This is a genomic window from Pseudomonas sp. GW821-FHT09D08 (genome assembly GCF_059416305.1).
In genome coordinates this window covers 456,168-481,709 of record NZ_JBWKOX010000004.1, presented here as the reverse complement: position 1 = coordinate 481,709, position 25,542 = coordinate 456,168, and the positions used below count along the sequence as shown (strand labels likewise).

26 protein-coding genes are annotated in these 25,542 nt (G+C 61.6%); 8 read left to right on the top strand and 18 right to left on the bottom strand.

Going from position 1 to position 25,542, the window contains the following annotated elements; translation table 11 throughout:
- Position 1 precedes the first annotated feature (1 nt).
- The 3 genes from AC07OP_RS11235 to AC07OP_RS11225 form a co-directional block, all read right to left on the bottom strand.
- Positions 2–1,066: a putative 2-aminoethylphosphonate ABC transporter ATP-binding protein gene (locus AC07OP_RS11235; RefSeq protein WP_141607544.1), complete on the bottom strand. Its 1,065-nt coding sequence runs from the start codon at positions 1,064–1,066 to the stop codon at positions 2–4.
- 144 nt (positions 1,067–1,210) lie between these two features.
- The gene (locus AC07OP_RS11230; RefSeq protein ID WP_495100881.1) at positions 1,211–2,074 is read right to left on the bottom strand and encodes a LysR family transcriptional regulator; all 864 of its coding nucleotides are present in this window, start codon (positions 2,072–2,074) and stop codon (positions 1,211–1,213) included.
- Between the two features lie 16 nt (positions 2,075–2,090).
- The gene (locus AC07OP_RS11225; RefSeq protein WP_495100880.1) at positions 2,091–4,343 is read right to left on the bottom strand and encodes a heavy metal translocating P-type ATPase; all 2,253 of its coding nucleotides are present in this window, start codon (positions 4,341–4,343) and stop codon (positions 2,091–2,093) included.
- Between the two features lie 84 nt (positions 4,344–4,427).
- Here AC07OP_RS11225 and cadR point away from each other — a divergent pair, with 84 nt between their 5' ends.
- Complete coding sequence (gene cadR, locus AC07OP_RS11220; protein WP_027606134.1) at positions 4,428–4,868, top strand: Cd(II)/Pb(II)-responsive transcriptional regulator; 441 nt, start codon at positions 4,428–4,430, stop codon at positions 4,866–4,868.
- 131 nt (positions 4,869–4,999) lie between these two features.
- Here the strand turns inward: cadR and AC07OP_RS11215 are convergent, their stop codons facing one another.
- From AC07OP_RS11215 to AC07OP_RS11205, 3 genes are all read right to left on the bottom strand, one after another.
- Complete coding sequence (locus tag AC07OP_RS11215) at positions 5,000–5,833, bottom strand: thymidylate synthase (protein ID WP_015886389.1); 834 nt, start codon at positions 5,831–5,833, stop codon at positions 5,000–5,002.
- Positions 5,834–5,885: 52 nt separating this feature from the next.
- Entirely contained in the window at positions 5,886–6,698 is an 813-nt protein-coding gene (lgt, locus tag AC07OP_RS11210) for a prolipoprotein diacylglyceryl transferase (protein ID WP_027608428.1), read from the bottom strand.
- 65 nt (positions 6,699–6,763) lie between these two features.
- Entirely contained in the window at positions 6,764–7,546 is a 783-nt protein-coding gene (locus AC07OP_RS11205) for a sulfite exporter TauE/SafE family protein (RefSeq protein WP_065938085.1), read from the bottom strand.
- A gap of 121 nt (positions 7,547–7,667) precedes the next feature.
- On the opposite strand from AC07OP_RS11205, the gene AC07OP_RS11200 reads away from it, so the two are divergent.
- Positions 7,668–8,414, top strand: coding sequence for an NRDE family protein (locus tag AC07OP_RS11200; RefSeq protein ID WP_495100879.1), 747 nt, complete (start codon positions 7,668–7,670; stop codon positions 8,412–8,414).
- Positions 8,415–8,499: 85 nt separating this feature from the next.
- Here AC07OP_RS11200 and ptsP read toward each other — a convergent pair whose 3' ends face one another.
- Both ptsP and AC07OP_RS11190 read right to left on the bottom strand, forming a co-directional pair.
- Positions 8,500–10,779 (bottom strand): phosphoenolpyruvate--protein phosphotransferase, encoded by a 2,280-nt coding sequence (ptsP, locus tag AC07OP_RS11195; RefSeq protein ID WP_115485549.1) that lies wholly within the window; start codon positions 10,777–10,779, stop codon positions 8,500–8,502.
- A 22-nt stretch (positions 10,780–10,801) separates the two neighbouring features.
- Positions 10,802–11,281 carry an RNA pyrophosphohydrolase gene (locus AC07OP_RS11190; protein WP_003176750.1) on the bottom strand — a complete coding sequence of 160 codons (480 nt, stop codon included), beginning with the start codon at positions 11,279–11,281 and terminating at the stop codon, positions 10,802–10,804.
- 143 nt (positions 11,282–11,424) lie between these two features.
- On the opposite strand from AC07OP_RS11190, the gene AC07OP_RS11185 reads away from it, so the two are divergent.
- Positions 11,425–12,084, top strand: coding sequence for a histidinol-phosphatase (locus tag AC07OP_RS11185; RefSeq protein WP_253492517.1), 660 nt, complete (start codon positions 11,425–11,427; stop codon positions 12,082–12,084).
- Positions 12,085–12,233: 149 nt separating this feature from the next.
- Here the strand turns inward: AC07OP_RS11185 and AC07OP_RS11180 are convergent, their stop codons facing one another.
- Together AC07OP_RS11180 and ilvA are read right to left on the bottom strand one after the other, a co-directional pair.
- A complete protein-coding gene (locus tag AC07OP_RS11180) occupies positions 12,234–12,647 on the bottom strand; it encodes a DUF2269 family protein (protein ID WP_108573408.1) in 414 nt (137 codons plus the stop codon).
- Between the two features lie 41 nt (positions 12,648–12,688).
- Positions 12,689–14,203: a threonine ammonia-lyase, biosynthetic gene (ilvA, locus tag AC07OP_RS11175; protein ID WP_495100878.1), complete on the bottom strand. Its 1,515-nt coding sequence runs from the start codon at positions 14,201–14,203 to the stop codon at positions 12,689–12,691.
- Positions 14,204–14,339: 136 nt separating this feature from the next.
- On the opposite strand from ilvA, the gene rpiA reads away from it, so the two are divergent.
- Positions 14,340–15,011 (top strand): ribose-5-phosphate isomerase RpiA, encoded by a 672-nt coding sequence (gene rpiA, locus AC07OP_RS11170; protein WP_027608421.1) that lies wholly within the window; start codon positions 14,340–14,342, stop codon positions 15,009–15,011.
- 18 nt (positions 15,012–15,029) lie between these two features.
- On the opposite strand, the gene AC07OP_RS11165 is transcribed toward rpiA, so the two are convergent.
- From AC07OP_RS11165 to AC07OP_RS11150, 4 genes are all read right to left on the bottom strand, one after another.
- Positions 15,030–15,944, bottom strand: coding sequence for an SdiA-regulated domain-containing protein (locus AC07OP_RS11165; RefSeq protein WP_065938079.1), 915 nt, complete (start codon positions 15,942–15,944; stop codon positions 15,030–15,032).
- Between the two features lie 121 nt (positions 15,945–16,065).
- Positions 16,066–16,992, bottom strand: coding sequence for an SdiA-regulated domain-containing protein (locus AC07OP_RS11160; RefSeq protein ID WP_495100877.1), 927 nt, complete (start codon positions 16,990–16,992; stop codon positions 16,066–16,068).
- A gap of 170 nt (positions 16,993–17,162) precedes the next feature.
- The gene (locus AC07OP_RS11155) at positions 17,163–17,828 is read right to left on the bottom strand and encodes a fumarylacetoacetate hydrolase family protein (RefSeq protein WP_027608418.1); all 666 of its coding nucleotides are present in this window, start codon (positions 17,826–17,828) and stop codon (positions 17,163–17,165) included.
- Between the two features lie 22 nt (positions 17,829–17,850).
- Complete coding sequence (locus AC07OP_RS11150) at positions 17,851–19,245, bottom strand: FAD-binding oxidoreductase (protein WP_495100876.1); 1,395 nt, start codon at positions 19,243–19,245, stop codon at positions 17,851–17,853.
- 205 nt (positions 19,246–19,450) lie between these two features.
- On the opposite strand from AC07OP_RS11150, the gene serA reads away from it, so the two are divergent.
- Positions 19,451–20,680: a phosphoglycerate dehydrogenase gene (serA, locus tag AC07OP_RS11145; RefSeq protein WP_027608416.1), complete on the top strand. Its 1,230-nt coding sequence runs from the start codon at positions 19,451–19,453 to the stop codon at positions 20,678–20,680.
- Between the two features lie 67 nt (positions 20,681–20,747).
- Here serA and AC07OP_RS11140 read toward each other — a convergent pair whose 3' ends face one another.
- Positions 20,748–21,188, bottom strand: coding sequence for a DUF4399 domain-containing protein (locus tag AC07OP_RS11140; protein ID WP_027608415.1), 441 nt, complete (start codon positions 21,186–21,188; stop codon positions 20,748–20,750).
- 134 nt (positions 21,189–21,322) lie between these two features.
- Between AC07OP_RS11140 and AC07OP_RS11135 the strand changes: the two genes are divergently transcribed.
- Positions 21,323–21,847 carry a transporter substrate-binding domain-containing protein gene (locus AC07OP_RS11135; RefSeq protein ID WP_495100875.1) on the top strand — a complete coding sequence of 175 codons (525 nt, stop codon included), beginning with the start codon at positions 21,323–21,325 and terminating at the stop codon, positions 21,845–21,847.
- Here the strand turns inward: AC07OP_RS11135 and AC07OP_RS11130 are convergent.
- Together AC07OP_RS11130 and AC07OP_RS11125 are read right to left on the bottom strand one after the other, a co-directional pair.
- Positions 21,798–22,280 (bottom strand): 2-thiouracil desulfurase family protein, encoded by a 483-nt coding sequence (locus AC07OP_RS11130; RefSeq protein ID WP_495100874.1) that lies wholly within the window; start codon positions 22,278–22,280, stop codon positions 21,798–21,800. The two genes, AC07OP_RS11135 and AC07OP_RS11130, sit on opposite strands and share 50 nt — an antisense overlap.
- A gap of 2 nt (positions 22,281–22,282) precedes the next feature.
- Positions 22,283–22,915 carry a 2OG-Fe(II) oxygenase gene (locus AC07OP_RS11125; protein ID WP_065924356.1) on the bottom strand — a complete coding sequence of 211 codons (633 nt, stop codon included), beginning with the start codon at positions 22,913–22,915 and terminating at the stop codon, positions 22,283–22,285.
- A 131-nt stretch (positions 22,916–23,046) separates the two neighbouring features.
- On the opposite strand from AC07OP_RS11125, the gene AC07OP_RS11120 reads away from it, so the two are divergent.
- The gene (locus AC07OP_RS11120) at positions 23,047–23,799 is read left to right on the top strand and encodes a DUF2059 domain-containing protein (RefSeq protein WP_495100873.1); all 753 of its coding nucleotides are present in this window, start codon (positions 23,047–23,049) and stop codon (positions 23,797–23,799) included.
- A 104-nt stretch (positions 23,800–23,903) separates the two neighbouring features.
- On the opposite strand, the gene bipL is transcribed toward AC07OP_RS11120, so the two are convergent.
- Positions 23,904–24,845, bottom strand: coding sequence for a phospholipase BipL (bipL, locus tag AC07OP_RS11115; RefSeq protein ID WP_495100872.1), 942 nt, complete (start codon positions 24,843–24,845; stop codon positions 23,904–23,906).
- Between the two features lie 99 nt (positions 24,846–24,944).
- Here bipL and AC07OP_RS11110 point away from each other — a divergent pair, with 99 nt between their 5' ends.
- Entirely contained in the window at positions 24,945–25,520 is a 576-nt protein-coding gene (locus AC07OP_RS11110) for a DUF6436 domain-containing protein (protein WP_092355751.1), read from the top strand.
- The last annotated feature ends 22 nt before the right edge of the window (positions 25,521–25,542 follow it).

Sequence of the window (25,542 nt, the reverse complement as noted above, 5' to 3'; positions counted from 1 at the left end):
CTCAGGCAAACACCTGCAGGCTGCGCGGCGGCAAGGCCACCCAGATATCCTGGGCGCCCAGGCGCGGCATGGCTTCCGGTGCCAGCTCGGCAAGCAGCGGATGGCCGGGCAGCTGCTCCAGCTCAAAGCTCATGCGGCAGCGGTTGCCGAGGAAGGTGATCTCGCGGACCTTGGCCGGGAACAGGTTCTCCTCATGCACCGCCGGGTTGACGCTGATCGCTTCCGGGCGGCAGAACAGCCGGCCGGACCTGGCCACGCCGGCATCCTCGGCCAGGCGCATGTTCATCCCGCCGACCTGGGCATGGCTGGCACTGTTGCGACTGAACGGCAGCCAGTTGCCCTGACCGACAAACTCCGCCACAAACGGCGTGGCCGGGCGGTCGTAGATTTCCTGGGGCGTGGCGTATTGCTCGACCTTGCCGTTGTTCATCACGGCAATGCGGTCGGCCATCAACATGGCTTCGTCCTGGTTGTGGGTGACCATCAGGGTGGTAATACCCAGGCGCCGTTGCAACTGGCGCAGCTCGGTGCACAGATGCTCGCGCACGCGGGCGTCGAGGGCCGACATCGGCTCATCCAGCAACAGCAATGACGGCGCCGGTGCCAGGGCACGGGCCAGAGCGACCCGCTGCTGTTGGCCGCCGGAGAGTTGGCCGGGGTACTTCTTTTCACTGCCAAGCAGCCCCACCAGTTCAAGCATCTGTGCGACACGCTGGCGCACTTCATCGCGACCGCTGCCGGTGAGGCCGTAGCCAATGTTCGCTTCGACGGTGAGATTGGGAAACAGCGCGTAGGACTGGAACAGAATGCCGTAGTCGCGAGCCTGGGGTGGCAGCAGGGAAACATCGCGATCACCCAGGTAAAGTTCGCCGCTGTCCTGGCGTTCCAGGCCGGCAATGCAGCGCAGCAACGTGGTCTTGCCGCAGCCGGAAGGGCCGAGCAGGCACACCAGCTCGCCAGCAGCCACGTCCAGTGACACGTTGTCCAACGCCGTAAAGGCGCCGAAGCGTTTCTGGATACCGCGCACTTGCATCGGCGCGCCGGGTTGGGTCAGGGCTGTGTTCATGGTGGCACCTCATCAAACTGATGAAGGCCATGCTAGGCAGGCAATGCGTCGCTCTTATGGCAGGAAGGCAAAAGGCGGCGATAGTGGTATTCGCAGATTTGTGTAGGACGCTTAGCGGTGGGCTGCCTGGTCTACCGCAAGGCTTTAGATCGGCGACATTTCCTGCGCCAACCCCAGAAACGCCGCCGGCAGACGAGCGCCTTTTCTTTCCTTGAGGCAGTACAGGTACTCGGGAATCTGCGGCGCATGCTCGATGGTCAGCACCCGCAACTGTGGGTCATGGGGCACTTCCTGGCGGGCGATGATGCTGATGCCGATATTGCGCAGCACCGCTTCGCGGATCGATTCACGGCTGCCGATTTCCAGCAGCGGCCCGTAACTGACGCCCGCACCTTGCAGCATCTCTTCCGTAAGCCGTCGCGTGGTGGAGCCCGCTTCACGCATCAACAACGTATGCCCGGCCAAGGCACTGAGGGGCACATGGTCGAGCTTGGCCAGTGGATGGTTGCGGTGTACCGCCAGCACCAACGGGTCGGTGCCCAGTACACGACGGATCAGGCGCGGGTCTTCGAGCAACTGTGAGGACGCAGCGACATCGACGCGGTAGTCATCCAAGGCTTCAAGCACCTGCTGGGAGTTGCCGATTTCCACCGACACCTCCACCTGCGGCAGGCGTTCGCGAAAGGCTTTGACCAGGTCGAGGATGTAGTACGGCGCCGTGGCGGCAATCCTCAGCGCACCCTGGACCTGGCCGCTGTTGCGCAGGAAAAACTCGATGTCCGCTTCCTGCTGCAGCAGCGTCTTGACCATCGGCAGCAGGCGCGCGCCTTCGTCGCTGACGGTGAGGCGGCGCCCGCCACGGTAGAACAACTCAACGCCGTACTGGCTTTCCAGGTTGCGAATCTGGGTGGTAACGGTGGGCTGGCTCAGGCCGAGTTTTTTCGCCGCCTGGGTGATGCTGCCCAGGCGGGCAACCATAAAAAACGCCTTCAGCTCGGCACTCAGCACACCACCCTCTCATCCTCTATTTGCGCAACAGGCGCAGGCCATTGAACACCACCAGCAGGGCCACGCCCATGTCGGCGAACACAGCCATCCACATGGTCGCCATGCCCAGGAACGTGACCACCAGGAAGATCGCCTTGATCACCAGGGCCAGGGTGATGTTCTGCTTGAGGATACTCGACGTTTGCCGCGACAAACGAATGAATGCCGGAATCTTGCGCAAATCATCGTCCATCAAGGCCACGTCGGCCGTCTCGATAGCGGTGTCGGTGCCTGCCGCGGCCATGGCAAAGCCAATCTCGGCGCGGGCCAGGGCCGGGGCGTCGTTGATGCCATCGCCGACCATGCCCACCCGGTGGCCTTGGCCGTAGAGGGTTTCGATGGCGTGCAGCTTGTCGGTGGGCAACAGGTCGCCCTGGGCCTGGTCGATGCCGACCTGGGCCGCAATCGCCTGGGCGGTGTGGGTGTTGTCGCCGGTGAGCATCAAGGTCTTGATGCCCAGCTCATGCAGTTGCTGGATGGCTTCGCGGCTGCTGTCCTTGACCGTATCGGCCACGGCGAACAGCGCCAGCGGGCCGGACTTGTCGAGCAACAGCACCACGGACTTGCCCTGTTTTTCCAGGGCGAACAGTTTCTCCTCCAGCTCTGGCGAGCATAAGCCCAAGTCTTCCACCAGGCGGTGGTTGCCCAAGTGGTAGGTCTGGCCATTGATATCGCCGCGCACGCCGCGCCCGGCCAGGGCTTCGAAGTTATCCACAACGTGCACCGGCAGGTTTTTATCCACAGCCGCGTTGGCAATCGCCAGGGACACCGGGTGGTCGGAACGCCCGGCCAAACTGGCGGCCAGGGCCGGGGCGCTGTCTTCGACAGTGGGGAACAGCGCCAGGTAATCGGTTTGCACCGGCTTGCCGTGGGTGATGGTGCCGGTCTTGTCGAGGGCCAGGTAGTCAAGCTTATAGCCACCCTCCAGGTACACACCTCCCTTGATCAGGATGCCTTTGCGCGCCGCAGCCGCCAGGCCGCTGACAATGGTTACCGGGGTAGAGATCACCAGGGCGCACGGGCACGCCACTACCAGCAGCACCAGGGCGCGGTAGATCCAGTCGAACCAGGCGCCGGCCATGAACAGCGGCGGGATCAGCGCCACACCCAGGGCGAACAGGAATACGGCCGGGGTGTAGATTTTCGAGAAGCTGTCGACAAAACGCTGGGTCGGTGCCCGCGCGCCCTGGGCCTGCTCCACCGCGTGGATGATGCGGGCCAGGGTGGAGTTGTTGGCAGCCGCCGTGACCTTGTACTCCAGGGAACCGGCCTGGTTGATGGTGCCAGCGAAGACCTTATCGCCGACGGCCTTTTCAATCGGCAGGCTTTCACCGGTGATCGGCGCCTGGTCGATGGTGGACTGGCCGGCGGTGACTTCACCGTCAAGGCCGATACGCTCGCCGGGTTTTACCCGCACGATTGCGTCCAGCTCAATGCTTTTAACCTCCATTTCAACCCAGCTTCCATCAGCCTGCCGAACCGTGGCCTGTTCCGGTGTCATCTGCATCAAGCCACTGATGGCATTGCGCGCACGGTCCAGGGACTTGGCTTCGATCAGCTCGGCCACGGTAAACAGAAACATCACCATGGCCGCTTCCGGCCACTGGCCGATCAGGACCGCGCCAGTGACCGCGATGCTCATCAAGGCGTTGATGTTCAGGTTGAGGTTTTTCAGGGCGATCCAGCCCTTCTTGTAGGTGGTGAGGCCGCCGCTGAGGATCGACACCAGCGCTACCAGCGCAATCACCCAAGTGGGCGCGGCATTGGTGAAGTGCAGTACTTCGGCGCACAACGCGCCCACACCGGACAACGCCAGCGGCCACCAATGCTTCTTGGCGGGCGGCTCGGCGGCCGGGGTGCCCTCCACGATCGGATCGGCCTGCATACCCAGGGATTTGATCGCATCGATGATCGGCGCGGTACTCGGCAGGTCATGGGTAACGCCGAGGATGCGGTTGATCAGGTTGAATTCCAGCTGCTGCACACCGGCCAGCTTGCCCAGTTTGTTCTGGATCAGCGTCTGCTCGGTGGGGCAGTCCATGGCTTCGATGCGGAAGGTACTCAGGCGCGAGCCGGCGGTGGGCGCCTCGCTCAACTGCACCAGCGCAGGCGCGGGCGTGCTGGAACAGCAGGAACCGCCATGGCCGTGATCGTGCACGGGGGTGAGTTTCTTCGGCCCATGATCATGGTCGTGGTCGTGTTTATGCGGGGTGTGAATGGAGTCGCTCATCAGGTCGCGTCCGTAAGGTGCCTGTTGCCAAGTAAAGACCCTGTAGCCACTATAGGGTCAAGCACCCATTTGGAGATTGCTGTAATGAAGATCGGCGAACTGGCCAAACTGACCGATTGTCCGGTGGAAACCATCCGTTATTACGAGAAGGAAGGCCTGCTGCCACCCCCGGCACGCACCGAAGCCAACTACCGCGTGTACACCCAGGCGCACACCGAGCGGCTGATCTTTATCCGCAACTGCCGCAGCCTCGACATGACCCTGGAAGAGATCCGCAGCCTGCTCGGGCTACGGGACAGCCCCCAGGACCAGTGTGAAAACGTGAATGCGTTGATCGACGAGCATATCCACCATGTAAAAGCGCGGATTGACGGGCTGCTGGCGTTGCAGGAGCAGTTGCTGGACCTGCGCCAACGCTGTGGCGGTGGGGACCACTGCGGGATTTTGCAGCGACTGGAGGTCAACGGCGGTGTGGCCGCCAGCGAGGCCGAGCCCTCACACGTAGGCAGAAGCCACGGGCATTAATTCAATGCGAACACGGTTCAAATGTGGGAGGGGGCTTGCCCCCGATGGCGGCGTGTCAGTCATTCTTCACTTAACTGATCCACCGCTATCGGGGGCAAGCCCCCTCCCGCATTTTGACCGAGACAGTCCTTTTAAATGGCGACGTCGGCTTTAATGCTTGGATCGGCGTCATAACCCACGATTTCAAAGTCTTCGAACTTGTAATCGTAGATCGACGCCGGCTTACGCTTGATCACCAGTTCCGGCAGCTTCTTCGGCGTACGCGCCAGCTGGGTGCGGATCTGCTCCATGTGGTTGCTGTAGGCGTGGGTGTCGCCGGTGGTGACGATGATCTCGTGGGGGATCAGGTCGCACTGCTGGGCCAGCATATGGGTCAGCAGCGCCAGGGCGGCGGTATTGTACGGCAGGCCGAGGAATACGTCGGAGCTGCGGATGTACAACTGCATCGACAGATGGCCGTCATGCACGAACGCCTGGTACAGCAGGTGGCACGGTGGCAGGGCTTGCTTGCCGTTGCGCGCGTTTTCCTGGGGGCTTTTGGTTTCGTCCGGCAGGTATTCGACGTTCCAGCCGTGGAACAGGATGCGACGGCTGTTGGGGTTGGTCTTAAGCGTGTGCACCATGTAGTCGATCTGGTTGATCGTGCCGCCATCCTTGGTCGGCCAGGCAGTCCACTGCTCGCCATACACCGGGCCCAGGTCACCGTCTTCGGTGGCCCACTCGTCCCAGATTTTCACACCGTTTTCGTTCAGCCACTTGATGTTGGTGTTGCCGCTCAACATCCAGATCAGCTCATTGGCGATGCTTTTGAAGTGAAGCTTCTTGGTGGTCAGCAGCGGGAAGCCGTCGGCCAAATTATGCCGATACTGACGGGCGAACACGGCCTTGGTGCCGGTGCCGGTACGGTCGCCTTTGGTCAGGCCATTGGTCACGACATCGTTCAGTAGTTCGAGATATTGCTTCATGTCATTACCCGTATCGTTGAAGCCGAGACCTCGCGGGCCTCGGCATTCGAATTTAAAGCGCGGTGTGCTTCAGCGGTTGCGGGCGATTGTACGCCCACCACAGCAGGCCCAGGCCGACCAGGATCATCGGAAGGCTGAGCACTTGTCCCATGGTCAGCCAGCCCCACGCCAGGTACCCCAGTTGGGCATCCGGCACGCGCACGAACTCGACGATGAAACGGAAGATCCCGTAGAACAGCGCGAACATGCCGGAAACGGCCATGGTCGGGCGCGGTTTGCGCGAAAAGAGGTACAGGATAAGGAACAGTGCCACGCCTTCCAACGCGAACTGGTACAACTGCGACGGATGGCGCGGCAGTTGCGCCGGGTCGCTGAACGGCGGGAACACCATGGCCCACGGCACGTCGGTCGGCTTGCCCCACAACTCGGCGTTGATGAAGTTGCCGATGCGCCCGGCGCCCAGGCCGATCGGTACCAGCGGCGCGACGAAGTCCATCAGTTGGAAGAACGACTTGCCGTTGCGCCGGCCAAACCACCAGGCCGCGATCATTACGCCGATAAAGCCACCGTGGAATGCCATGCCGCCTTTCCACACTTCGAAGATCAGCGTCGGGTTGGCGATGTAGGCCGAGAGATCGTAAAACAGCACATACCCCAGGCGCCCGCCGACGATCACCCCCATCGATAACCAGAACACCATGTCGGAGAGCTTCTCCTTGGTCCAGGTCGGGTCGAAACGGTTCAGGCGCCGGGAGGCCAGCAGCCATGCACCGCCGATGCCGATCAGGTACATCAACCCGTACCAGTGGATTTTCAGCGGACCGATGGCCAGAGCCACCGGGTCGATCTGCGGGTAAGGCAGCATTGCGACTCCTCGTTAAATCATTCGTTATGGCGACCGGACCATGCCCGGGCGCGATTAAGCCTGCGTTACAGCAAAAAATTCAAACCGACACAAAACAGCAAGCCGGCGAACAACCGCTTGAGCAAGCGCGGCGACAACCGGTGCGCCAGGCGTGCGCCGAAACGGGCAAACACCATGCTGGTCAGGGCAATGCCCAGCAGCGCCGGCAAATACACGAACCCTAGACTATGAGCGGGCAACAGCGGGTCATGCCAGCCCAGAATCATGAAACTTAACGCACTGGCCAGGGCAATCGGCAAGCCACAGGCGGACGAGGTGGCCACCGCCTGTTGCATCGGCACGCTGCGCCAGGTCAAAAACGGCACGGTCAGCGAGCCGCCGCCGATGCCGAAAATCGCCGAAGCCCAGCCGATCACGGTACCGGCCAACGTCAGGCCGAGCTTGCCCGGCACCGTGCGACTGGCCTTGGGCTTGACCTCCAGGGCCAGTTGCACGGCGATGATCAGGGCGAATACGCCGATGATCTTCTGCAAGTGGGGGCCGGAAATCGCCTCGGCGGTCAGTGCACCAAAGCCGGCGCCGAGCAGGATGCCCACGGTCATCCAGACAAAGATCGGCCAACGCACCGCGCCACGTCGGTGGTGCTCACGCACGGCATTGACCGAGGTAAAGATGATCGTCGCCAGGGAGGTGCCCACGGCCAGGTGGGTCAGCACCTGCGGGTCGAAGCCCTGCAGGGTGAAGCTGAACACCAGCACCGGCACGATGATGATCCCGCCGCCCACGCCAAACAGCCCGGCGAGCACGCCCGCGCACGCGCCCAGCAGCAAATACAGCAGAAATTCCATGGGAGCCCCCAAACCAGGTCCGGCATGTTAACGGATGGAAGGCATGCGACCCAACTGGATACGATGGAACGCCGCTGCCGGTGTGGGTAGAGTGGCAAAAAACACAAACGGGAATCGCCTGATGTGCCTGATTGTTTTTGCCTGGCGGCCGGGCCATGCCCAGCCGCTGATCGTCGCGGCCAACCGTGATGAGTTCTACGCCCGCCCCAGCCTGCCGCTGGCCCAGTGGCCGGATGCGCCCGAAGTCTACGCCGGCCGCGATCAGGAAGCGGGCGGCACCTGGCTGGGCGTGAATGCCGATGGGCGGTTTGCGGCCCTGACCAATATCCGTGATCCGCACCAGCCGCCGGCACGCAAGTCCCGCGGGGAACTGGTGGCACGGTTTCTCAGTGGTTCGCTGCCGGTTGACCAGTATTTGGCCGACGTTAACGGCCGTTCGATTGAATATGCCGGGTTTAACCTGCTGGTGGGGACGCGGGAAGAGTTGTGGCATTACAACGCCAATCACACCGAGCCGACGCAGTTGAAAGCGGGCGTGTATGGGTTATCCAATGCAGGGCTGGATACACCTTGGCCGAAACTGCTTAAGGCCAAAGCCGCGCTGAGTGAGTTGCTGAACGATCCCCAGCCCGAAGCGCTACTGGAGATTCTGAGCGATCCGCAGACTGCACCGTTTGCCGAGCTGCCGGATACCGGCGTGGGGTTGGCGACGGAGAGTTTGCTGTCGAGTGTGTTTATCGCCAGCCCCAGTTATGGGACACGGGCGAGCACGGCGTTGATTGTGAATGCCGACGGCACGCGGCGGATGGTGGAGCGCAGCTTTGGACCGCATGGTGGGCGGCTCGGAGAGGTAGAACTCAAGTTCTGACGCTGATGCCGTCTTACCCAGCAGCGCGCCCTACGCAGCCTCGCTTGCGCTCGACAGCTGCTACGGGCGGGGCTGCGTATCGCCATTAAAGGGTCTTGGCAGACGCCGGGTTGATCATCCGCGTCAGCCCCAGGTTCTTCAGCGCCAATTGCAGCGAGCTGTGGATAACCTGCGGGTTGTCGATGGTCATCAACTCCGCCAGCAGGTCCTTGGCCATGCTCAGTTCAATCTGGCGCAGCATCCACTTCACCTTCGGCAGGTTGGTGGCGTTCATCGACAGGCTGTCAAAGCCCATCGCCATCAACAGCACCGCCGCCGCGGGGTCACCGGCCATTTCACCGCAGATGCTCACCGGCTTGCCTTCGGCATGGGCGTCGCGCACCACGTGTTGCAGGGCTTGCAGCACCGCCGGGTGGAGGTAGTCGTAGAGGTCGGCCACCCGTGGGTTGTTACGGTCCACGGCCAGCAGGTACTGGGTCAGGTCGTTGGAGCCCACGGACAGGAAGTCCACCTGCCGCGCCAGTTCCTTGGCCTGGTACACCGCCGCCGGGATTTCGATCATCACGCCAATCGGCGGCATCGGTACGTCGGCGCCTTCGTCGCGCACTTCGCCCCAGGCGCGGTGGATCAGGTGCAAGGCTTCTTCCAGCTCATGGGTGCCGGAGATCATCGGCAGCAGGATGCGCAGGTTGTTCAGGCCTTCGCTGGCCTTGAGCATGGCACGGGTCTGCACCAGGAAGATTTCAGGGTGGTCGAGGGTGACGCGAATACCACGCCAGCCGAGGAAGGGGTTGTCTTCCTTGATCGGGAAATACGACAGTGACTTGTCGCCGCCGATGTCCAGGCTGCGCATGGTCACCGGTAACGGGTGGAAGGCGGACAGTTGCTCGCGATAAATCGCCAGTTGCTCCTTCTCACTCGGGAACCGCTGGTTGATCATGAACGGCACTTCGGTGCGGTACAGCCCCACGCCTTCGGCGCCGCGCTGTTGCGCGCGGGCCACATCGGCCAGCAGGCCGGTGTTGACCAGCAGCGGTACACGGTGACCGTCGAGGGTCACGCACGGCAGTTCGCGCAAGGAATCGAGCCCGAGCGCCAGTTGCTTCTCTTCTTCCACCACCTCGGCGTATTGCTTGCGCAGGACTTCGCTGGGGTTGGTAAACACCTCGCCGCGATGCCCATCGACGATCATGTCGATGCCATCGACCTTGGAGTACGGCAGGTCCACCAGGCCCATCACCGTCGGAATGCCCATGGCCCGGGCCAGGATCGCGACGTGGGAGTTACCCGAACCGAGGACCGAGACCAGGCCCACCAACTTGCCTTCGGGCACTTCGCCGAGCATGGTGGCGGTCAGTTCTTCACTGATCAGGATGGTGTTGTCGGGGTAGACCAGGTTGGTGGTGCGGTCTTCCTGCAGATAGGCCAGCAGACGGCGACCGAGGTCACGAACATCCGAGGCCCGTTCGCGCAGGTAGGCGTCGTCCATCAATTCGAAACGGTTGACGTGATCGGTGACCACCTGGCGCAGCGCGCCCTGGGCCCACTGGCCGGTCTTGATCACGGTCTTGACTTCGTTCCCGAGGGACGCGTCGTCGAGCATCATCTGGTACACGTCGAACAACGCGCGCTCTTCGGGGCGCAGCTGGGTGGCCAGCTTGGTCGACAGGTTGCGCATGTCGGCGCGCACGCCTTCCAGGGCCGTCTTGAACAGTTTGATTTCAGCGTCGATGTCATCGACGTGCTTGTCCGGCACCACATCGAGGTCGGCCGGCGGCAACATGACCACGGCAGTACCGACCGCCGCCCCCGGTGAACCCGGTACGCCGACGAACTTGGCTTCCTGGATCCCCTTGCCCTGGCGCCCCAGGCCGCGAATCGAGCCGGTGGCTTCGGCGTGGGCGATAACCCCGGCGAGCTGCGCGCTCATGGTCACGAGGAAGGCTTCTTCGCCCTCGTCGAACTGGCGACGTTCTTTTTGCTGGATGACCAATACGCCGACGACGCGGCGATGGTGAATGATTGGTGCGCCGAGGAACGAGGCGTAGCGCTCTTCGCCGGTTTCGGCAAAGTAGCGATAACGCGGGTGATCGGCCGCGTTTTCAAGGTTCAGGGGTTCTTCACGCGTCCCCACCAAGCCCACCAGACCTTCATTGGGCGCCATGCTGACCTTGCCGATGGAGCGCTTGTTCAAGCCCTCGGTGGCCATCAGCACAAAACGGTTGGTCTCTGGGTCCAGCAGGTAAACCGAGCAGACCTGGCTGCCCATGGCTTCCTTGACGCGCAACACAATAATCCCCAACGCCGCCTTGAGATCCTTGGCGGAGTTAACTTCCTGGACGATCTTGCGCAGCGTATTGAGCATGGCTCGGGGTCGAACTCCGTCGTCAGTCGCGCGCTAAAAGGCGCGGGGCAAGCTCTTTGAGAGCGCGACGATAAACCTCGCGCTTGAATGTCACCACCTGGCCCAGCGGGTACCAATAACTGACCCAACGCCAGCCATCGAACTCCGGTTTACCGGTCAAATCCATCCGCACCCGCTGCTCGTTGGAGATCAGGCGCAGGAGAAACCATTTCTGCTTCTGGCCGATGCACAGCGGTTGGCTGTGGGTACGCACCAGGCGTTGCGGCAAACGATAGCGCAACCAGCCCCGGGTACAGGCCAAAATCTGCACATCTTCACGCTCAAGGCCGACTTCTTCGTTCAACTCACGGTACAAGGCGTCTTCAGGGGTTTCGTCGGGGTTGATTCCGCCTTGAGGAAACTGCCAGGCATCTTGGTTGATTCGGCGAGCCCATAGCACCTGTCCGGCATCATTCGTAAGAATAATCCCGACATTAGGACGGAAACCATCGGGGTCGATCACGGCAACAACCTCGCAAACGCATGTCGCCGCATTGTTCCACAAAGGTTGTTCCAGCGGCAACGAGGCTTCTTACCTTATGTGCACTCTTGTGAAAAGACCGTATTCTGGACGCCTTTTTACAGACTTTTCAGCGAGTAACTGCAATGCGCCTGGCTTTATTCGACTTGGACAACACCCTTCTCGGCGGTGACAGCGACCACGCCTGGGGCGATTACCTCTGCGAGCGGGGGATTCTCGACGCGGTCGCCTACAAAGCCCGCAACGACGAGTTCTACCAGGACTACCTGGCCGGCAAGCTGGACAACGCCGCCTACCTGAACTTCTGCCTGGAAATCCTCGGCCGCACCGAGATGGCCCAGTTGGACGAATGGCATAACGACTATATGCGCGACTGCATCGAGCCGATCATGCTGCCCCTGGCTGCTGAACTGCTGGCCAAGCACCGCGCCGCTGGCGACAAGCTGGTGATCATCACCGCCACCAACCGTTTCGTCACCGCGCCAATTGCCGCACGCCTGGGCGTCGATACGCTGATCGCCACCGAGTGCGAGATGGAAAATGGCCGCTACACCGGGCGCAGCACTGATGTGCCGTGCTTCCGTGAAGGCAAGGTGACGCGCTTGAATCGGTGGTTGGAAGAGACGGGGTACAGCCTGGAAGACAGTTACTTCTACAGCGACTCGATGAATGACCTGCCGCTGTTGGAGCAGGTGACGCATCCGGTGGCGGTGGATCCGGATCCGAATCTGCGCGCTGAAGCCGAGAAGCGGGGTTGGCCGGTGATTACCCTGCGTAGCGAGTAACCGTGGTGAGCGGGCTTGCCCCGCGCTGGGCTGCGAAGCAGCCCCAAAACCTGCCAACCGGTCTCATCAGGAAAAATGCGGGCCTTTGTCGGGGCTGCTTCGCAGCCCAGCGCGGGGCAAGCCCGCTCACCACAGAAGCCCTCACCGCATTAAACCGGCTTGGCGCCCATGAGCCCGGCAATCGCCACAAACCCCACCAGGCTTACCACGGCCAGCACCAGGGTGAAATTCAGGCTGCCACCCTCGCCTTTGCGCAGCCGGTTAAGCCGTGCCACCAGCCAGAACCAGGCCAGCGCGGCCACGGTGTAGAGGATGCTGGAACCCAGGATCCAGGCCTGCCCCAGCGGCCAGCCGACCAGGTGCACCAGCCACCAGCCGGTAAACGGCATGCTGACCATGCAAACGCCCATCAGTAACCACACGAACGCCCACGGGCGCTGCACGGTCACGGCCGGGCCGGCGCTGCGCTTGCGCCAGGCCAGCAGCGCCAGGCCGAGGCCGCTGAGCAGCAGCAACACCGTGGCGGCTACGTGGATAACTTTGAGGGTGGTAAGGGTTTCCATCTGTCGTTTTCCTTAAAGGCCGCCCCAATCAGCGTAGTCGCTCAACCGAGAAACAGTTTGTAGGCCGGGTTATCGCTTTCATCCCAATACGGGTAGCCAATGGCTTCCAGGGCCGCCGGGACCAGATGGCGCTCGTTCGCCGGCACTTGCAGGCCGGCGACCACACGGCCGTCAGCGGCACCGTGGTTGCGATAGTGGAACATCGAGATGTTCCAGCGTCCGCCCAATTTGTTAAGAAAGTTGAACAGCGCCCCCGGACGTTCCGGGAATTCGAAACGGAACACCACTTCATCACTGACCTGGGCCGCATGCCCGCCGACCATATGGCGGATGTGCAACTTGGCCAGTTCGTTCTCGGTCAGGTCCAGCACCGGGAAACCCTGGCCGGTGAGGCTGGCGATCAGCGCACTGCGCGGGTCGTTTTCCGGGTGGGTCTGCACGCCGACAAAGATGTGCGCTTCGCTGCCGGAGTGGTAGCGGTAGTTGAACTCGGTGATCTGGCGCTTGCCCACCGCCTCGCAGAACGCCTTGAAGCTGCCCGGTTTCTCAGGGATGGTCACGGCAATAATGGCTTCGCGGCCTTCACCCAGCTCGGCGCGCTCGGCCACATGGCGCAGGCGGTCGAAGTTGACGTTGGCGCCGGAGTCGATGGCCACCAGGGTTTGCCCGCTGATGCCACGGGTCTCCACGTATTTCTTGATGCCTGCTACGCCGAGCGCGCCGGCCGGCTCGGTGATGGAGCGGGTGTCGTCGTAGATGTCCTTGATCGCCGCACAGATTTCATCGGTGCTGACGGTGATCACTTCATCCACATAGTGTTTGCAGATGTCGAAGGTGTGCTGGCCGATCTGCGCCACCGCCACGCCATCGGCAAAAATGCCCACGGTGGGCAGCACCACACGCTCGCCGGCGGCCATGGCGGCTTGCAGGCAGTTGGAGTCGTCCGGTTCGACGCCGATGATCCTGATCTCCGGGCGCAGGTATTTCACGTACGCCGCAATGCCCGCGATCAGCCCGCCGCCGCCCACCGGTACGAAAATCGCGTCCAGGGGCCCCGGGTGCTGGCGCAGGATCTCCATCGCCACGGTGCCCTGCCCGGCAATGGTGTGCGGATCATCGTAGGGGTGAATGTAGACGTAGCCTTTTTCGTCGACCAGCTTGAGCGAGTAGGCCAGGGCTTCCGGGAAGGAATCGCCGTGCAGCACCACTTTACCGCCACGGGAGCGCACGCCTTCGACCTTGATCTCCGGGGTGGTCTTGGGCATCACGATCGTGGCCTTGACCCCCAGCACCTTGGCCGCCAGGGCCAGGCCCTGGGCATGGTTGCCCGCCGAGGCCGTGACCACGCCGCGCGCGCGCTCTTCAGCCGTCAATTGAGTCAGCTTGTTGTACGCGCCGCGAATCTTGAACGAGAACACCGGCTGCAAGTCTTCACGCTTGAGCCAGACCTTGTTGCCCAGCCGCTCGGAGAGCTGGCGGGCGGTCTGCAGCGGGGTTTCTACGGCAACGTCATAGACGCGCGAGGTGAGGATCTTTTTGACGTACTGTTCAAGCATCGGCGGAAATCACTGGGCGGGTTGGGCAGGGCCAAGGAGTCTAACCCAGCGTTTGGCCGGGCGACCACACGAATCCGGAGGTTTTGTTGGGTTATACTCGCGCCCCTCTTTACTCCCCGCCCGTTCCGGAGCCCGCATGACCCAGGATCAACTCAAACAGGCAGTGGCCCAGGCCGCCGTCGATTTAATCCTTCCCAAACTCGACGACAAGAGCATCGTCGGTGTCGGCACCGGCTCCACCGCCAACTGCTTTATCGATGCGCTGGCCCGGCACAAAGGCGCGTTCGACGGCGCCGTTGCCAGTTCCGAAGCCACCGCCGCGCGCCTCAAGGGCCATGGCATTCCGGTGTACGAGCTCAACACCGTGAGCGACCTGGAGTTCTACGTCGACGGCGCCGATGAAAGCGACGAACACCTGAACCTGATCAAGGGCGGCGGTGCAGCCCTGACCCGCGAGAAAATCGTCGCGGCGGTGGCCAAGACCTTTATCTGCATCGCCGACGCCAGCAAGCTGGTACCGGTGCTCGGCGCGTTTCCGCTGCCGGTGGAAGTCATCCCGATGGCCCGCAGCCACGTGGCTCGCGAGCTGGTGAAGCTGGGTGGCGATCCGGTGTACCGCGAAGGCGTGTTGACCGACAACGGCAACATCATCCTCGACGTGTTCAATATGCAGATCACCAACCCGGTGGAGCTTGAGACCCAGATCAACGCCATCGTCGGCGTGGTCACCAACGGCCTGTTCGCGGCGCGTCCGGCGGATGTGCTGCTGCTGGGCACTTCCGAAGGCGTGAAAACCCTTAAAGCCTGATGCAAAACCAAATGTGTCTCAGGGATTGGGTTTCTTGAACACGTAGAACAGGTTCGGCTCGCTGACCAGGTACAACGTACCCTCGTCATCCATGGCGATTCCTTCGGCCTGGGGCACCCGTTTTTTCAGGCCATGGCGCCCATTGAGCAGAGACAGGCTGCTCAATGGACGACCGTCGATGTCCAGCTCCAACACCAGGAACGACTCATCCGACAGCGCCAGCAGATGGCCGCTGCGCTCGTCGTATTGCAGGCTCGACAGGTCGCGCACAAACAACCCGGCATCGCGCTTGGGATTGTTGATCACGTGCACCGAGTAGGTTTTTTCCGGTTTGAAATGGGGAAAGCCGTGGACCTCGTAGATCAGCATCGGGTCGCGTTCCTTGGCCACGAACAGGCGCTTGCCCACCGAGTCATAGGCCAACCCCTCAAACCCCTTGTTGCCCCCGACATGCAGGCCCAGGGTCATCTGTTCCGCATCGGCGGCGTCGAGGAATTGGGTATCGTCGTCCACATGCACCTTGATCAGCCGCTGCTGGCGCTCGTCGGTGATGACATAGATGTTGTCGCTGATAAATTCCACCGCCTCGGCATCACCAAACCCCACCAACGGGATGCGTCGCAGGATCTTGCCCTCAAGGGACAGTTCGATCAGCTCGGCATTTTTATTGGTGACGGTAAACAGGCTCTTGCGTACCGGATCGTAGGTGAGGGCTGAGACATCGTCGTCGAGCCCTTCGATAACCTGGGCCTCAAGGGTCACTCGGTAATCCGCCAGGCCGATGGAGCGCTCGTCCGCCGGCTGACGCCAGGCCTGCCAGTTGAACCAGGCGCGCTCGAACAGGCGAAAGTGCTGCGCAACAGCCCCGGCGCTGACCAGGGCGATCAACGCGAGCATCAAGAGAATGGGTTTGGGGCGGGCAAATCGACGCATCAGGCGGTGCTCAAAGTCAAAAGTGGCGAATGAATATCACGCCTGTCTGAATTTAAACTTAAACGCACCCTGGTGTCTGGCGAATGCCGCTAATAGAGAAATATCCGACGTGATTCGTCTGTTATTTCTGCTTTTCGAAACGATAGAACAGGTTTGGCTCACTGACCATGTAGAGCGTGCCGTCCTCATCCATCGTTACCCCCTCCGCACGGGGGATGGTGCTCTTGAGGCCGTTGAAGCCACCAAGCAGGGTCATGAAGCTGACTTGTTCACCCTTCTCGTCCAACTCCAGCAACAAGTGGGAGTCGGCCGATAACACCAGCAGATGGCCGGTGCGCGGGTCGATGGCCAGGGCCGAAAGGTTGCGCATGTCCAGCTCTTTGCTGGCCAGTTTCTGTTTATCGCCGACCAGGGTCTGGCTGCCGTCGCTTTTCCAGGTGAACAACGCCGGTGGCCGCTCTTCACCCAGCACAAATTGCTGATTGCGCTTGTCCCAGGTGAGTCCTTCGAACGCTTTGTTCTGGTCCTTGGACGGGCCCAGGTCATAGCTCGGGAAATCGGCCTTGTTCAATTGCTGGGTGGTGGCATCGACCTTGACGATGGTCAGGTTGTGCTGGCGTTCGTCGACCACGGCCATCAGGCCATTTTCCATCACGGTCACGCCTTCCGGGTTGTCCCAGCCATTGAGCGGCATCTTGCGCAATACGTCGCCTTGCAGGCTCAGCTCGACCAGGAACGGGTTTTTACCCATGACGGAAAACAGGGTTTTGGTCTGCGGGTTATAGGAGACGTCCGAGGCTTCGTCTTTCTCCATGCCCGGCAAAACCTTGGCGTCGATGACAACGTGATAGTCAGGCAACCACACACTTTCGCTGCGTTCGGCGGGCGTTTCAAAGCCCTCCAACAGCCACAGCACGCCGCGATCGTCCCAATGCATGGCCCAGGAAATGCCATACACGATGGCACCCGCCAGAAATAGCCAGGAATACCAGCGCAAGGCAAAGCGAGAGCGCGGCTTGGGTGTGGCGGAAGGCAGGGACACGGCCATGGGGTGCTTTTCCGGAAAGTCAGCGGTAGGTGATAGCACAGGATCAATGGACCCGCGCGCAGGAGGCTGAGGATTATCCGGATGGGGTGTGAAAAAAATGCAAAAGCCGATGCACGAGATGGACTCGGACCCAATGTGGAAGGGGGCAAGCCCCCTCACACATCAGGTGCTTATCGAACGCTGCTTTCGAAACGATTCACGCCGGTCAATTCCAACACCAGGTCATCACCCACATTCAACGGGCCCACGCCGGCTGGGGTGCCGGTGAGGATCACATCGCCAGCCTGCAGCGAGAAGCAGCCGGCCATGTACTGGATCATCGGCACGATCGGGTTGAGCATGCTCGCGCTGTTGCCGTCCTGGCGCACTTCGCCATTGATGGTCAGGCGAATGCCAATATCGGTCACGTCCGCGAAGGTGCTGCCGACCACGAACGGCGCAATCACCGCCGCGCCGTCGAAGGACTTGGCGATTTCCCACGGCAGGCCCTTGGCTTTCAGCTCGGATTGCTTGTCGCGCAGGGTCAGATCCAGGGCCGGGGCGAAGCCGGAGATAGCGTCCAGCACTTCTTCACGGCTGGGCTTGTTCGACAGCGGCTTGCCGATCAGCACCGCGATTTCCGCCTCGTAGTGCACCGAACCGCGCTCGGTCGGAATGCTGAAACCGCCTTCCAGCGGGACGACGCAACTGCCCGGCTTGATGAACAGCAACGGCTCGGTCGGCACCGGGTTATCCAGTTCCTTGGCATGTTCGGCGTAGTTACGCCCAATACACACCACTTTACCGACAGGAAAGTGGATATTGGTGCCGTCGACATACTTGTGCTGGTAGCTCATGAAACGACTCCTTCGGGGGCGGTTAAACAGCGAAGATCTTGCCAGGGTTCATGATCCCGTTCGGGTCGAACACTGCCTTCACTGCTTTCATGTATTCGATCTCGGCCGGCGAGCGGCTGTAGGTCAGGTAATCACGCTTGGTCATGCCCACGCCGTGTTCGGCGGAGATCGAACCGTTGTACTTCTGAACAGTTTCGAACACCCACTTGTTCACCGTGGCGCACTTGGCGAAGAACTCATCCTTGCTCAGGTTTTCCGGCTTGAGGATGTTCAGGTGCAGGTTGCCGTCGCCGATATGGCCAAACCAGACGATTTCGAAGTCCGGGTAGTGTTCGCCGACGATCGCATCAATTTCCTTCAAGAACCCTGGCACTTTGGAGACGGTGACCGAAATATCGTTTTTGTACGGCGTCCAGTGCGAAATGGTCTCGGAGATGTACTCGCGCAGTTTCCACAGGTTGTGCAACTGGGTTTCGCTCTGGCTCATCACGCCGTCCAGCACCCAACCCTGCTCGACGCAGTGCTCGAAGGTTTCCAGCGCGTGGTTGGCGACTTCTTCGGTGGTGGCTTCGAATTCCAGCAGCGCGTAGAACGGGCACTCGGTTTCGAACGGCGCCGGCACATCACCACGGCCGAGGACTTTGGCCAGGGCCTTGTCGGAGAAGAACTCGAAGGCGGTCAGGTCCAGCTTGCCCTGGAAGGCGTGCAGCACCGGCATGATCGAGTCGAAATCGGTAGTGCCGAGCACCATCGCGGTGAGGTTTTTCGGCGCACGGTCCAGGCGCATGGTGGCTTCGACCACAAAGCCCAGGGTGCCTTCGGCGCCGATAAACAGTTGGCGCATGTCATAGCCGGTGGCGTTCTTGATCAGGTCGCGGTTCAGCTCCAGCACATCGCCCTTGCCGGTGACGACTTTCATGCCGGCCACCCAGTTGCGAGTCATACCGTAGCGAATGACCTTGATCCCGCCGGCATTGGTGCCGATATTGCCGCCGATCTGGCTGGAACCGGACGATGCGAAGTCCACCGGGTAGTACAGGCCATTTTCTTCGGCGACGTTCTGCAATTGCTTGGTCACCACGCCCGGCTGGCACACCGCAGTGCGGTCGGTGAGGTTCACGTCGAGGATCTGGTTCATATAGTCGAACGAGACGACCACTTCGCCATTGGCCGCCACGGCAGCAGCCGACAGGCCGGTACGACCACCGGATGGCACCAGCGCCACCTTGTGCGCATTGGCCCAACGGACAATGGCCTGCACCTGCTCGGTGGTCTTGGGGAACACGATGGCGGTCGGCGCGGGCGCGAAGTGCTTGGTCCAATCCTTGCCGTAAGCCTCCAGGGAGTCGGCGTCGGTCAGCACTTTGCCGGGCTCAACCAGGGTCTTTAGCTCATCAATCAGGGCAGGATGGGTCATCGACAGAACTCTCGAACAATTCATGGTCATCCTGAGAACGCTTCACGTCGCAGGAATAGGTGTTTAGCGGGGCGCGTATGCTAGCATACCGCCCCCGCAGGACAGAGCCCAAGGGCGTTTCTGCGGTGACGGCTTTCCTGCCGTCCGGGTCAGCTTAAGCGATCCGATTCCCTGCCATTTTTCTCCGGGATACAGGTTTACGCAGATGAGCAAGACTTCTCTCGATAAGAGCAAGATCAAGTTCCTTCTTCTGGAAGGCGTCCACCCATCGGCCGTCGACGTACTGAAGGCCGCCGGGTACTCCAGCATTGAGTACATCACCAGTTCTCTGCCGGAAGCCCAGCTCAAGGAAAAGATCGCCGACGCGCACTTTATCGGCATTCGCTCCCGTACTCAGCTGACCGAAGAGATCTTCGATCACGCCAAGAAACTCGTGGCGGTCGGCTGTTTCTGCATCGGCACCAACCAGGTCGACCTCGACGCCGCGCGCGAGCGCGGCATTGCAGTGTTCAACGCCCCGTACTCCAACACCCGTTCCGTGGCGGAGCTGGTGCTGGCCGAGGCCATCCTGCTGCTGCGCGGTATCCCTGAGAAGAACGCTTCCTGCCACCGTGGCGGCTGGATCAAGAGCGCGGCCAACTCCTTCGAAATCCGGGGCAAGAAGCTGGGTATCGTCGGTTACGGCTCGATCGGCACGCAACTGTCGGTACTGGCCGAAGGCCTCGGCATGCAGGTGTTCTTCTACGACACCCTGACCAAGCTGCCATTGGGCAACGCCACCCAGGTGTCGAGCCTGACCGAACTGCTGGGCATGTCCGACATCGTCACCCTGCACGTTCCGGAAACCGCCGAGACCCAGTGGATGATCGGCGAGAAGGAAATCCGCGCCATCAAAAAAGGCGGCATCCTGATCAACGCTGCACGGGGCACCGTGGTCGAGCTGGACGCCCTGGCCGACGCGATCAAGGACAAGCACCTGATCGGCGCCGCAATCGACGTGTTCCCGGTGGAGCCTCGCTCCAACGACGACATCTTCGAAAGCCCGCTGCGTGGCCTGGACAACGTGATTCTGACCCCGCACATCGGCGGCTCCACCGCTGAAGCCCAGGCCAACATCGGCCTGGAAGTGTCGGAGAAGCTGGTCAAGTACAGCGACAACGGTACCTCGGTCTCGTCCGTCAACTTCCCGGAAGTGGCCCTGCCGGCTCACCCTGGCAAGCACCGCCTGCTGCACATCCACCAGAACATCCCGGGCGTGATGATGGAGATCAACAAGGTCTTCGCGGAAAACGGCATCAACATCTCCGGTCAGTTCCTGCAGACCAACGAGAAGGTCGGCTACGTGGTGATCGACGTCGACGCCGAGTACTCGGACCTGGCGCAAGAGAAGCTGCAGCACATCAACGGCACTATCCGTAGCCGCGTGTTGTTCTAACGCTGCAAACGCTGCAAAAAAAATGGGAGACCCGCAGGGGCCTCCCATTTTTTTGTCTGAACACATCTTACTTGACGTTAACCGTGATCACTTTCGAGGCGACAGTGGGCTCGAATTGGCGATGCACGTTGTCGCCTGCGACCAGTTGCAGGGTGTGCTTGCCTGGAGCCAGGGTCAGTTCGGTTTCAGTCTGCGCCTTACCGAAGTGAATCGACGTGGCGGTGGCTGGGATGGCCTCATCAGCCTTCAGCGACTGTACATCCTGGTCTACCAGCAGATGATGGTGGCCGGCGTTTGGTACTTGCTTGTCGATCGGCTCAAGGTCCAGGCCCTTGACGCCGAATTTGACGGTGAAGGTTTTGTCGACGGTCGCGCCATCCTTGGGCGAGACGATAAACACCTCAGCTCCCTTGGGCGCGGGGGTACGCGGAACATCGGCGGCATTCGCCAACATCGAGGCACCCAGCAACAGGCTGGCAATGGTTGCACGGGACAATAGGGCTTTCATTCGCTTCTCCAGTTTTTCCATGAAATCTGTAGGGTTCTGACAACTTCGCGACAAATTGCTGTCCAAGGCACTCACCACCATAGCAAAGCGATGCTGAACGGCGCCTCGCACATTCGAATTCTTTAGGAGTGACCATGCGCTTTTCGCCTGGCCTGTTACTGTTGCTGCCCCTTCTGAGCCCTCTGGCTCATGCCGAACTGATCGACGATGTAAACGATCGCGGCGAACTCCGCATCGCCCTTGAAGCCAACACACCACCGTACAATTTCAAGGAAGGCGACAAACTCACCGGCTTTGAAGTCGAGCTGGGTGAATTGCTGGCCAAGGAAATGGACGTGCGCCCTTCGTTTATCACCACCGACGACGCCGACATGCTGCCGGGGGTCTCAACCGGCAAATACGATGTGGCCATCAACCATGTCGCTATGACTGCCGAGCTTAAGGATCAGTTCGATTTCAGCGAGGCTTATCACGACAAGCCTGAGCTGGCGATCCCGTTCCAGAAAGGCAACCCGGCCTTCAAGACCAGCCTGGACGGGGCGCTGAAGCGGGTGAAGGACGATGGCCGTTTAAAGGCGCTGTCCCATAAGTGGTTCGAGGACCAGGCCCCTACAGACGCGCCAACGCCTGTGCCGCCGCAGGCAACTCCAGCTCACTGAACACCTGCACGCCATGGCGCTTGAGCAGCGCCGCCGTTACGCCTTCGCCACTGACCTTGACACCGGTGAAAGTGCCGTCATAGGTCAGCAGGTTGCCGCAGGACGGGCTATTGGCCTTGAGAATGGCGATGCGGATGTGATGGCGCTGCACCAACGCCAAGGCTTGCCGGGCGCCGTCGAGGAAGGCGGCGCTGAAGTCTTCGCCCTCGGCCGTCAGCACCCGGGCGCGGCCTTCCCAGACATCGATGCCCTGCCCACCTGGAATCTCGGCGGAGGGCCTGGGCGTCGGCAGACCGCCCGACACTTCCGGGCAGATCGCAACCACGCGCCCTTCAGCCTGCCACGCCGCCAGTTGATCGAACGGCCCGCTGGCCCCACCGTCGTAGCGCACCTTGTGGCCAAGCAGGCAGCGGCTGATCAGAATCTTTTGCATGGTTAGAACGGCTCGTTACCGCGCCGACGAAACCAGCCGGTGAGGGACAGGCGCTCGCGCGTAGCCGGCATGACTTCGTGGGGCACTTCACCCGACAGGAACACCACCAGGCATCCACCGCTGGGTACCACGTCGTATTCGACGCCGTCCTTGAGGTACATGCGCAGCTGGCCACCGTGCTCGGGCAACCAGGCGTCGTTCAAGTAGATCACCGCCGAAACCATGCGCCGATCATCGTCGCGGAACCGGTCCAGGTGCCGGAGGTAAAACGCGCCGGGGGGATACATCGCGAAGTGGCTTTCGAAATCCTCAAGGCCGAGGAACAAACCACGGTTCATCGCCAGGCGCAGCGTGTCCATCAACGCCATATAGCTGTCGCAGACCGCCGCGTCGCCCTCTTCCAGCCACTGGATATGGTCGCCGCGAATACCCTCGCGAATCTCCTGAGCCGGCCCGCGCCCCACTGCTGCCGGGGCCAGTTCACCCTCGGCCGCACGTTTACGGCACTCAGCCGCCAGTTCCAGGGTCAGAGCCTGGGGCAGGAAGCCGTTCTGCTGCGACCAGCCTTTTTCGGCCAGGTCATCGACGATGCGTTGCAGCAGGGGGTGATCGAGGGGTATTTGCATGGCGCGCATAGTATCCATACGCCTGTGAATCCGACAGAGCCGCCGAGCGTCTGAATACACTTTAGTCAGCTGACTGATAGGACTTCTCGACAAATCCTACGCCCGACACGGACAATAGTGGCCGACTGACAGGAGTCCATATGCGTCGTTTGTTTTTTTCCTTGCTGATGTTCTGCGTTTTGCCCGCCTGGGCAGACGGCCATGACCAGTTGTACAAGGTCGCCGGCTGGGCCGAACAACGTGCGCATTTCAATGACGCCCTCAGTGCTGCCCAGCAACGCTACCGTAACAGCCTGCCGCCGGCGGTGTACCAGGCGCTGGTGGACAACAGCAACAAGCGCTTTGCCGCCCAGGCCATGGACCAGCGCGCCGAAGCCCAGCTACGCAAGCACCTGGCGGACCCTGCGCCGGCCCTGGCGTTTTTCCAATCGCCCCTGGGCCGCAAGGTCGTTGCAGCCGAGTTACTGGCCACGCGCCGCGACCAGTTGGCAAAAAACGCCCAAGGCCTGCCGCACATCGAGGCTGACGCCACCCGCAGCCTGATCATCGGCCACCTGGCCCAGGCCCTGCCCGCCCGCGAAGCCGGGGCGGAGGTCAGCCTGGCGATCGCCGGCGTGGCCGCCGACAGCTTGAGCCAGATGATCCCCGGCCTGCTGGGTGGCGGCCAGGCCCAAGGCATGTTGAATGGCCAGCGTGAGCGGCTGATGCAACAGATTGGCAATGACCTGAACAACACTCTGCTGTACGTCTATCGGGATCTGTCCGACCCGGAGCTGGAAGAGTTCGCGACGTTTGCGGAGTCGCCGCAGGGTAAGGCGTATTACCAGGCGGCGTTGGCGGCGATTCGTGCGGGGCTGGCGGTCGGCCAAAGCACTTCAAGCCTGACGCAGTAGAAAATGTGGGAGGGGGCTTGCCCCCGATGGCAGTGGGTCAGCTACAGATAAGCTGACTGATGCACCGCTATCGGGGGCAAGCCCCCTCCCACATTTGGACTGCGTTATTTCAGATGGTCCGTCAAATACCGGAAGTACTCTTCGCGAATCTCAGGAGTCTCATTCGCCAAGTGATGCCGGCCGCGCGACAGCATCAACACCTCGGGCTGGTCGAACTTGCCCCGCAGCACCTGCAAGTTGTGCTGCCAATCCACCGTCATGTCTTCCTCACCCTGCACAATCACCGGCCGCCGAGGGCTGCGTGGCGCGGCTTCGATGCGTTTGATCCAGCGCGCCAGGGCGCCTACCCAGGCGGTGGGCAGTTGGCGGGGTTGCAGCGGGTCGGCTTCCAGAAACGGCTTGAACGCCGGGTCGTGAGTGTTCTCGCTGAAACGCCGGGCGATACCTTTGACGAACGGGCGCAGCAGGTAATAGCTGACCTGCGACCATCCCCACGCACGCGGCCGCACCAGCGGTGAGAGCAGGAAGGTCTTGCCTTGCGCCGGACTGGTAGCGCCATGGTTGAGCAAGTGATCCACCACCACCGCGCCGCCGGTGCTTTGCCCGAACAAGTGCCAGGGCTGCGGCAATTGCAGCGCTTGGGCCTGGGCGAACAGTGCCTGCACCACATCCTGGTACACGGCAAAATCATCGATGCTGGCGCGCGCGCCGCTGGACAAGCCATGGCCCGGCAAATCGCAGGCGATTACCACAAAGCCCTGGTCCAGGGCCCAGCCCACCACGTGGCGATACAGGCCCATATGGTCGTAGAAGCCGTGGAACATAAACATCGTCGCCACCGGCACGGGCGGCCACCACACCTGGGCGACCACCTCGAACCCAGCCACCTCGAAACGCCCCAGCCGACTCACCGCCGGCACGTTGCGTGCACTCAGGTCCAGCCCATAGAAACGCTGGTAGACCCGCGCTTCGGCTGAAAGCGGTTGCGCATCCACCAGGGGCCGCAGGCTTTCGCGAAGGTGATCAGGGTCAAAGGTCACAGGCATAAAGGGTTCCAGACTTGCGGCGAAGATGAATATCGAGCTGCGATATTCATCTGTCAGGACAAGCATGGCAAGCTACGCGACCTGCGAGGATAGATCCGAATGCGACAGCCTTACCGTAACGCCCTGTTCGCCAGCCTGATCCTGATCATCTGCGCCGGTGTGCTGTGGGCGGCGTATGACTGGTTCCAGGGCCGCTACCTGCGTGCCTTCAGCGAACACACCGCGGTATTCTCCGGCGACCCTCTGCGCCTGCCCGCCGAACTCAGCGGCCCCGGGCCGATCCGCCTGGTGCATTTCTGGGATCCGGCGTGCCCGTGCAACGTCGGCAACCAGCAGCACCTGGGCGAGTTGATCGAGCAATACGCGCCCCAGGGCGTCGAGTTCTATGCCCTGCAAAAAGCCGGCAGCCACGGCCAGTTGCCCGATAACCTGCGCAAGATGAAAACCCTCACCGCCCTGCCCGGCGCCGACCAGGTGCCGGCCAGCCCGGCCGTGGGCATCTGGGACCGCACCGGCAAGCTCGCGTATTTCGGGCCCTACAGCGAAGGGCTGACGTGCAACGCCAGTAACAGTTTTATCGAGCCGATCCTGAAAGCCCTGGAAGCCGGCCGAGATGTGAACGCCACGCACACCCTGGCGGTGGGCTGCTATTGTTCGTGGTCGAAAGATGAGTAGCCCGCCACCCCACTCTTGGTAA

Bases quoted from the DNA above. Each gene is read 5' to 3' on its own strand.
- AC07OP_RS11150 (WP_495100876.1), bottom strand. From the start codon at position 19,245: ATGACCCATCCTGCCCTGATTGATGAGCTAAAGACCCTGGTTGAGCCC.
- ilvA (WP_495100878.1), bottom strand. From the start codon at position 14,203: ATGCTTGAACAGTACGTCAAAAAGATCCTCACCTCGCGCGTCTATGAC.
- AC07OP_RS11235 (WP_141607544.1), bottom strand. From the start codon at position 1,066: ATGAACACAGCCCTGACCCAACCCGGCGCGCCGATGCAAGTGCGCGGT.
- AC07OP_RS11135 (WP_495100875.1), top strand. From the start codon at position 21,323: ATGCGCTTTTCGCCTGGCCTGTTACTGTTGCTGCCCCTTCTGAGCCCT.
- AC07OP_RS11215 (WP_015886389.1), bottom strand. From the start codon at position 5,833: ATGAAGCAATATCTCGAACTACTGAACGATGTCGTGACCAATGGCCTG.
- cadR (WP_027606134.1), top strand. From the start codon at position 4,428: ATGAAGATCGGCGAACTGGCCAAACTGACCGATTGTCCGGTGGAAACC.
- AC07OP_RS11165 (WP_065938079.1), bottom strand. From the start codon at position 15,944: ATGCGTCGATTTGCCCGCCCCAAACCCATTCTCTTGATGCTCGCGTTG.
- AC07OP_RS11180 (WP_108573408.1), bottom strand. From the start codon at position 12,647: ATGGAAACCCTTACCACCCTCAAAGTTATCCACGTAGCCGCCACGGTG.
- AC07OP_RS11155 (WP_027608418.1), bottom strand. From the start codon at position 17,828: ATGAGCTACCAGCACAAGTATGTCGACGGCACCAATATCCACTTTCCT.
- AC07OP_RS11120 (WP_495100873.1), top strand. From the start codon at position 23,047: ATGCGTCGTTTGTTTTTTTCCTTGCTGATGTTCTGCGTTTTGCCCGCC.
- rpiA (WP_027608421.1), top strand. From the start codon at position 14,340: ATGACCCAGGATCAACTCAAACAGGCAGTGGCCCAGGCCGCCGTCGAT.
- AC07OP_RS11225 (WP_495100880.1), bottom strand. From the start codon at position 4,343: ATGAGCGACTCCATTCACACCCCGCATAAACACGACCACGACCATGAT.
- AC07OP_RS11110 (WP_092355751.1), top strand. From the start codon at position 24,945: ATGCGACAGCCTTACCGTAACGCCCTGTTCGCCAGCCTGATCCTGATC.
- bipL (WP_495100872.1), bottom strand. From the start codon at position 24,845: ATGCCTGTGACCTTTGACCCTGATCACCTTCGCGAAAGCCTGCGGCCC.
- ptsP (WP_115485549.1), bottom strand. From the start codon at position 10,779: ATGCTCAATACGCTGCGCAAGATCGTCCAGGAAGTTAACTCCGCCAAG.
- lgt (WP_027608428.1), bottom strand. From the start codon at position 6,698: ATGCTGCCTTACCCGCAGATCGACCCGGTGGCTCTGGCCATCGGTCCG.
- AC07OP_RS11125 (WP_065924356.1), bottom strand. From the start codon at position 22,915: ATGCGCGCCATGCAAATACCCCTCGATCACCCCCTGCTGCAACGCATC.
- AC07OP_RS11130 (WP_495100874.1), bottom strand. From the start codon at position 22,280: ATGCAAAAGATTCTGATCAGCCGCTGCCTGCTTGGCCACAAGGTGCGC.
- AC07OP_RS11200 (WP_495100879.1), top strand. From the start codon at position 7,668: ATGTGCCTGATTGTTTTTGCCTGGCGGCCGGGCCATGCCCAGCCGCTG.
- AC07OP_RS11140 (WP_027608415.1), bottom strand. From the start codon at position 21,188: ATGAAAGCCCTATTGTCCCGTGCAACCATTGCCAGCCTGTTGCTGGGT.
- AC07OP_RS11160 (WP_495100877.1), bottom strand. From the start codon at position 16,992: ATGGCCGTGTCCCTGCCTTCCGCCACACCCAAGCCGCGCTCTCGCTTT.
- AC07OP_RS11185 (WP_253492517.1), top strand. From the start codon at position 11,425: ATGCGCCTGGCTTTATTCGACTTGGACAACACCCTTCTCGGCGGTGAC.
- AC07OP_RS11205 (WP_065938085.1), bottom strand. From the start codon at position 7,546: ATGGAATTTCTGCTGTATTTGCTGCTGGGCGCGTGCGCGGGCGTGCTC.
- serA (WP_027608416.1), top strand. From the start codon at position 19,451: ATGAGCAAGACTTCTCTCGATAAGAGCAAGATCAAGTTCCTTCTTCTG.